This is a genomic window from Pedobacter borealis DSM 19626 (assembly GCF_000708285.2).
In the GTDB taxonomy this organism is placed as follows: domain Bacteria; phylum Bacteroidota; class Bacteroidia; order Sphingobacteriales; family Sphingobacteriaceae; genus Pedobacter; species Pedobacter borealis.
Genome location: NZ_JAUG01000173.1, coordinates 1 through 3,626, shown reverse-complemented (window position 1 = coordinate 3,626; position 3,626 = coordinate 1). Strand labels below are relative to the sequence as shown.

2 rRNA genes are annotated in these 3,626 nt (G+C 48.5%); both read right to left on the bottom strand.

Annotation, left to right across the window (positions count from 1 at the left end):
• Positions 1-247: 247 nt before the first annotated feature.
• A 5S ribosomal RNA gene (rrf, locus tag AW17_RS23185) occupies positions 248-359 on the bottom strand.
• A gap of 129 nt (positions 360-488) precedes the next feature.
• Positions 489-3,365, bottom strand: a 23S ribosomal RNA gene (locus tag AW17_RS23180).
• Positions 3,366-3,626 lie beyond the last annotated feature (261 nt).

Sequence of the window (3,626 nt, the reverse complement as noted above, 5' to 3'; positions counted from 1 at the left end):
AAGGGCATTAAGGAATATCCGGCATCAGGCCCCTTAACTTTTCTCCACTTCTTAATGGTGAAAAAAATTAACAATAGGTACAGGATGCTTTAAACGAAGAAAACCCTTCAACATTGCTGTTAAAATCCGGCATCAGGCCCCTTAACTTTTCTCCACTTCTTAATGGTGCAAAAAAATTAACAATAGGTACAGAATGTTTTTAAACCAAGAAAACCCCTCGACTCATCGTCAAGGGGTTTCTTTTAAGATCTGGCACCGACCTACTCTCCCACGTGTTACCGCAGTACCATCGGCTCTGGTGGGCTTAACTTCTCTGTTCGGAATGGGAAGAGGTGGACACCACCGATATAGGCACCTGAATATTTTATTGAGGTAGAAGGTCGAGGGTATAAAGGTGGAGGGTAAACCTTCCGCCTTAAGCCTTTCGCCTTAAACCTTAAACAGTATTGAAAGAAGTTATTATGAAGAACAAACAACAGTCTGTCCAGCTTTGAAAGCTTCGGATGATTAGTACTACTCGACTGTGGTGTCACCACCTTTACATCTGTAGCCTATCAACGTAGTAGTCTGCTACGGTCCTATATGGAATTCTCATCTCGTGGCTAGTTTCGCACTTAGATGCTTTCAGCGCTTATCTATTCCCAGCGTAGCTACTCTGCAATGCCCCTGGCGGAACAACAGATTCACTAGAGGCTGGTCCAACCCGGTCCTCTCGTACTAAGGTCAGCCCCACTCAAAATTCCTACGCCCACAACAGATAGGGACCGAACTGTCTCGCGACGTTCTGAACCCAGCTCGCGTGCCACTTTAATCGGCGAACAGCCGAACCCTTGGGACCTTCTCCAGCCCCAGGATGTGACGAGCCGACATCGAGGTGCCAAACCTCCCCGTCGATATGAGCTCTTGGGGGAGATCAGCCTGTTATCCCCAGCGTACCTTTTATCCTTTGAGCGATGGCCCTTCCATGCAGAACCACCGGATCACTATATCCGTCTTTCGACCCTGATCGACTTGTCTGTCTCACAGTCAAGCAAGCTTATGCTATTGCACTCCGCGTACGGTTACCAAGCGTACTGAGCTTACCTTTGAAAGCCTCCGTTACCTTTTTGGAGGCGACCACCCCAGTCAAACTACCCATCAAACAATGTCTCCCGCTAGGCGGGATTAGACACCGAATACAGAAAGGGTGGTATTTCAACGTTGGCTCCACGACGCCTAGCGACGCCGCTTCAAAGCCTCCCACCTATCCTACACATCCTGTATCCAATGTCAATGTTAAATTGTAGTGAAGGTGCATGGGGTCTTTCCGTCCCGTTGCGGGTACCCGGCGTCTTCACCGGGACCACAATTTCACCGAGCTCATGGCTGAGACAGCGCCCAGATCGTTACACCATTCGTGCAGGTCGGAACTTACCCGACAAGGAATTTCGCTACCTTAGGACCGTTATAGTTACGGCCGCCGTTTACTGGGGCTTCGATTCAATGCTTCTCCTTGCGGATGACATCCCCTCTTAACCTTCCAGCACCGGGCAGGTGTCAGGCCTTATACCTCATCTTTCGATTTTGCAAAGCCATGTGTTTTTGTTAAACAGTCGCCTGGGCCTTTTCACTGCGGCTTACATTGCTGCAAGCGCCCCTTCTCCCGAAGTTACAGGGCCATTTTGCCGAGTTCCTTAGCCATGATTCACTCGAGCACCTTAGAATCCTCTTCCCGGATACCTGTGTCGGTTTGCGGTACGGGTTTTTATAACCTGAAGCTTAGCGGTTTTTCTTGGAAGTCTGATTACCTGCGCTATCAACTCACCCGAAGGTTTATTGTACTATCAGCTTTCAGCATCGTTGGCGGATTTGCCTACCATCGATATACCTACGGCCTTTAACGATCTATTCCGTCAGATCGCGGCAGTGTCACTACTCCGTCCCCACATCGCAGTTATAAAAAGTACTGGAATATTAACCAGTTGTCCATCGAATTTCCCCTTCGGGTTCTCCTTAGGTCCCGACTGACCCTGATCCGATTAGCGTTGATCAGGAAACCTTATCCTTTCGGTGGGCGGGTTTCTCTCCCGCCTTATCGTTACTTATGCCTACATTTGCTTTTCTATACGCTCCAGCACCCATTACCAGATACCTTCGCTGCATATAGAATGCTCCCCTACCGATATATTTCAATCCCATAGCTTCGGTGAACAGTTTAATGCCCGTTTATTATCCATGCCCGATCGCTCGACTAGTGAGCTGTTACGCACTCTTTAAATGAATGGCTGCTTCCAAGCCAACATCCTAGCTGTCTGTGCAATCGGACCTCGTTAGTTCAACTTAACTGTCACTTGGGGACCTTAGCTGATGGTCTGGGTTCTTTCCCTCTCGGCGCGTGACCTTAGCACCCCGCGCCTCACTGCAGACCATATTTCATAGCATTCGGAGTTTGTCTGGATTTGGTAGGATTTGACTCCCCCGCACCCAATCAGTAGCTCTACCTCTATGAAACTTAATATCCACGCTGTTCCTAAAAACATTTCGGGGAGTACGAGCTATTTCCCAGTTTGATTAGCCTTTCACCCCTACCCACAGATCATCCGGAAACTTTTCAACGTTTATCGGTTCGGTCCTCCAGTACGTGTTACCGCACCTTCAACCTGTCCATGGGTAGATCACAAGGTTTCGCGTCTACCCCCTCTGACTATACGCCCTGTTCAGACTCGCTTTCGCTTCGGATCCGTGCCTTAGACACTTAACCTTGCCAGAGAGGAGTAACTCGTAGGCTCATTATGCAAAAGGCACGCCGTCACGCAACTTGTACGCTCCGACCGCTTGTAAGTACACGGTTTCAGGTTCTATTTCACTCCCCTGTTCGGGGTTCTTTTCACCTTTCCCTCACGGTACTGGTTCACTATCGGTCTCTCAGGAGTATTTAGCCTTACCGGATGGTGCCGGCAGATTCCCACAAGGCGTCTCCGACCTCGCGGTACTCAGGATACTGCTAGGCCAGCATTCTATACGTGTACCGGGCTATCACCGTGTACCGCTGGGCTTCCCATCCCATTCCACTTCTGTTTGCTGATGCCATGTTGCAGTCCTACAACCCCCACTTTGCCGTAACAAGGTAGGTTTGGGCTCTTTCCCTTTCGCTCGCCACTACTTAGGAAATCATTGTTATTTTCTCTTCCTCTGCTTACTTAGATGTTTCAGTTCGGCAGGTTTGCTCATTATATGTGACATGTCTTCAACATGCCGGGTTGCCCCATTCGGAAATCTTCGGATCAATTCCTATTTGCAAATACCCGAAGCTTATCGCAGCTTATCACGTCCTTCATCGCCTCTGAGAGCCAAGGCATCCCCCGTGTACTCTTTATTACTTTCTTCTACTCATATGCCTTTTGCGCCATATGGTATGCTTTTTTTGCTCTTGTTATGATGTCTCATGCTTATCGGTCTCTTGCGATCCCTTTAAGCGAGCACAAACACAACAGTCGCCTATTGTTGTTTGCTCTTCTTTTTTAACTTCTTCCAATATGTCAAAGAACTTTATTAAGGTGTAAGGTTTAGGGTATAAGGGTGGAGGGTTTCATTGTCCTCTGCCCAAGCCTAAGCTTATTCCTTATTAGTAAAAAACCGCGGTCTCG